Source organism: uncultured Amaricoccus sp. (genome assembly GCF_937858865.1).
GTDB lineage: Bacteria > Pseudomonadota > Alphaproteobacteria > Rhodobacterales > Rhodobacteraceae > Amaricoccus.
This window is the reverse complement of sequence record NZ_CALLYO010000283.1, coordinates 1-3,577: the sequence shown is the minus strand read 5'-3', so window position 1 is coordinate 3,577 and position 3,577 is coordinate 1. Positions and strand designations below refer to the sequence as shown.

The 3,577-nt window shown below is 67.6% G+C and carries 3 protein-coding genes; 1 reads left to right on the top strand and 2 read right to left on the bottom strand.

Features of this window, described 5'->3' with window-relative positions:
- Positions 1-756, top strand: a 756-nt coding sequence (locus Q0112_RS08130) for a sulfatase/phosphatase domain-containing protein (RefSeq protein ID WP_297973760.1), incomplete at its 5' end; no start/stop codon positions are given.
- 103 nt (positions 757-859) lie between these two features.
- Here Q0112_RS08130 and Q0112_RS08125 read toward each other — a convergent pair.
- Positions 860-2,341, bottom strand: coding sequence for a sulfatase-like hydrolase/transferase (locus Q0112_RS08125; RefSeq protein WP_297973757.1), 1,482 nt, complete (start codon positions 2,339-2,341; stop codon positions 860-862).
- A 164-nt stretch (positions 2,342-2,505) separates the two neighbouring features.
- On the bottom strand, positions 2,506-3,267 hold the full coding sequence (locus Q0112_RS08120) for an SDR family oxidoreductase (protein ID WP_297973753.1): 762 nt from the start codon (positions 3,265-3,267) through the stop codon (positions 2,506-2,508).
- Between the last annotated feature and the right edge of the window lie 310 nt (positions 3,268-3,577).

The following is a 3,577-nucleotide window of genomic DNA, read 5'->3' as shown; positions in this document are numbered from 1 at the left end:
GTGCTCGACTATTTCGACGAGCATGACCTCTGGAAGGACACCGCGCTCATCCTCACCACCGACCACGGCTTCCTCCTCGGCGAGCACGACTGGTGGGCGAAGAACCGGATGCCGCTCTACGAGGAGATCAGCCACATCCCGCTCTTCGTCCACCACCCGGACTTCGCCTCGCAGGCCGGCACCCGCCGCCGGAGCCTCACCCAGACCATCGACCTCATGCCGACCTTCTGCGAACTCTTCGGCGCCGGGATCCCCGAGGAGGTGCAGGGCAGGTCGCTCCTCCCGCTCCTCGCCGCCGACGAGCCGCAGCGCGACGCGGCGATCTTCGGCTACTGGGGCGGCGGCATCAACGTGGTGGACGGCCGCTACACCTGGTTCTGCTACCCGCGCGACATGAAGAACCAGGATCTCTACCAGTACACGCTGATGCCCGCGCACATGACCAGGCTCTTCACCGTCGAGGAGCTGAAGAGCGCCAGCCTCGTCCCCCCCTTCGCCTGGACCAAGGGCGTTCCGCTCCTGCGCATCGCCCATCGCTCCAAGGCCGGCCAGCGCACCCACAGCTACCACTTCCCCGAGGCGATGGAGGACACGACGACCGTCCTCTACGACCTCGCGACCGACCCCGGCCAGGAGCGCCCGATCCGCGACCCGGCCGTCGAGTCGCGCCTCCGCGCCGCCCTCTTCCGCCTCATGGCCGAGAACGACGCCCCCGCGGAGGTGGTCCGCCGCATGGAGGAAAGCGTCGGCGCCTGAACGCGCGCCGAGCGGCCAGCGCTGTCTATACAACGTATATACGGAAAAATAGCCATTTGATATCAAATGCTTGCAGACAGGGCACGCGTGCGCGGGTGTGCGCTCAGTAGCTCGCCGTCCGTCGCGGCCCCGGCTCGCTGACCCGCATCAGCGCATCGAAGGCCCGCGCCGTCAGCCTGCAGCGCAGCTCGCGGGCCTCTTCCGCCTCCCAGAGATCACGGAACTCCGAGGGATCCTCCTCGAGGTCATAGAGCTCCCCCGTTCCGTGGCCGTGATAGACGCTGAGCTTGTAGCGGCCGTCGAAGTACATGCTCGCCCGCGTATGCCGCGGATCCGGCAGACCGAGCGCGTCGAAGTACTCGCAGAGCACGTAAGGCTTGTGAAACTCCGCCGGCGCCGCCCCGGTCAGCAGCGGCCAGAGCGACTTGCCCTGCATCCCCTCGCCCTCCGGCAGCCCGGCCGCCTCGAGCAGCGTCTGCGGCAGGTCGACGAGCTCGACCAGCGCCTGCGACACCACCCCCTCCCGCACATGCCCCGGCCAGGAGAAGACCATCGGCACCCGTACCAATCCCTCGTAGAACCGCGCCCCCTTGTAGATCAGCCCATGGTCCCCGAGCAGCTCCCCGTGGTCGCTCATGAAGAGCACGATCGTATCCCGCCGCTGCCCCGTCTCCTCGAGCACCGCCACGAGCTCCCCCACCATGTCGTCGATCAGCGCGATCATCGCATGATAGCAGGCCCGGACCAGTTTCCCGTCATAGGTCTCCGGCGGCGTGTCATGGTTCGCCCCCGCCGGCCGCGGCGCCGGCGGCTCGTACATCGCGGAGTCCGGATCCCCCCGCCGCGGATCGACCGCCACCCGCGCCTGCTGGTCCACCTCGAAGAGCCGCTCCTGATGCTCCAGGTCCGAGGGCGCGAAGACCGGCCCCGGCATCTCCGCCCGGTCGAACCTCGCAAGGTAGCTCGCCGGCGGATCGAACGGCGGATGCGGATCGAAGAGGTTGATCGACAGGAACCACGGCCGCCCCGCATGCCGCCGCATGAACCCCTTCGCCCGCTCCCCGGCCCAGGTCGTCTGGTGCACCTCGGCGTCCACCCCCGGCCCGATCGCCCGCAATGGATCGTAGATCGCCTTGGCGTCGACCCCCCGCTCCTTCAGCCAGTCGTGGTAGTCGTGTCCCTCCGCCCAGTCCGGATCCGGATGATGGCTCCAGCAGAACTCGTCGTACCCGTCGTCCGCCGGCCGCTTCTCCACCACGCCGTTCGCCCGCGACAGGTGCAGCTTGCCGATCAGCCCGGTCCGATACCCGGCGTCCCGGAACAGCCGCGGCACCAGCACGATGTCGCCCGGGAACCCTTCGTTCCCGTTCCGCTGCACCCGGTGCGCGATCGGATACTTCCCGCTCAGGAACGACGCGCGGCTCGGCGTGCAGATCGGGCTCTGGCAGTAGGCCCGGTCGAACGCCGTCCCCGCCGCCGCCAGCCGGTCGATCGCGGGCGTCCGCGCCCCGGCATGGCCGAGGAACGACAGCGTATCCCACCGCTGCTGATCGGTGCAGATCCACAGGATGTTCGGTCGTGTCATACGCCCAGTCCGGCCGGGGAAGTCGGTCCGACCCTCCCCGACCGGCCGGAGAAAGGCAAACCGAAAACCACATCGCCCCGCCCCCGCCTTGCCGCCCGCGGCGCGGCGCATCCTCCATGAACCGCCAGACGCGAGCAGGTTGAGCGCGGGGCGGCGATGGGCGGCTAAATGCTTGTGTAGCCGGCGTCGGCGGCCACGATCGCGCCAGTCATGAGGCTCGATGCATCCGACGCCAGGAATTGGACAATCGAGGCGATCTCGTGCGGCTTGCCCATGCGCCCCGCCGGGGTCATCTCGAGCCAGCGTTCCACGAGGCCGGGCCGGCTCTCGAGGCCATCGAGAAGCGGCGTCTCGATGTAGGTGGGCGCGACGGCGTTGACCCGCACTCCGCGTTTCGCCCATTCCACCGCCAGTGAGCGAGTCAGATGGTGGACTGCGGCCTTCGACGCATTGTAGTGGCATTGCGGCTGCGGAACGTTGACGATGTCCCCCGACATCGAGCCGATGTTGACGATGACGCCGCGCCCGGCCTCGAGCATGCGCCTGCCGAACCCGCGGCAACAGCGAAAGACCCCGGTGAGGTTCACGCCGATGACCCTGTCCCACTCCGCATCGGTCATTTCCTCGGCCGGCGTGTTGCTGACGATTCCCGCGTTGCAGACGAGAATATCGAGCGGCGGCAGCGCCGCGGCCAGCGCGTCGATCGCCGCGGTATCGGTTACGTCCAGCACCTCGGCCCAGGCGCGATACCCGAGGGCAGTGAGCGCGGCCGCCGTCGCCTCGGCCGAATCGCGCCGCCGATCGGTGCAGACGACCTCGGCCCCGGTCGCCGCAAGCGCCTCGGCCACCGCCGCGCCGATCCCCTGCCCCGCGCCGGTCACGAGCGCGAGCCGCCCGTTCAGGTCGAGATTCGCACGATAGTCCATCGCATCCTCCCCCGTTTCGTAGTTTCACTATTATTATGCGGACACGCAATCAAGCCTTGCTTGCATGCGCTGGCGGCGATGCTCAAGACTCGGCGATCCCAATACCCTAGCAATATGCTGATATTACGAGAGAGTCTCGGGATCGCCTAACCCTTCTGCCCCCATATGCTACTAGAGGCACAGGCCCAATTCAGTCTTTGCCTTAGTGTAGTAATCCTATATCGTGCAGCGAGTCGCGAATGATGATCGGGCGCCGGGATGGAAGACGTGAAAACCGCTTACGGCCGCTTTCTCGACAGAGCGCTCTTCA

Bases quoted from the DNA above. Each gene is read 5' to 3' on its own strand.
- Q0112_RS08120 (WP_297973753.1), bottom strand. From the start codon at position 3,267: ATGGACTATCGTGCGAATCTCGACCTGAACGGGCGGCTCGCGCTCGTG.
- Q0112_RS08125 (WP_297973757.1), bottom strand. From the start codon at position 2,341: ATGACACGACCGAACATCCTGTGGATCTGCACCGATCAGCAGCGGTGG.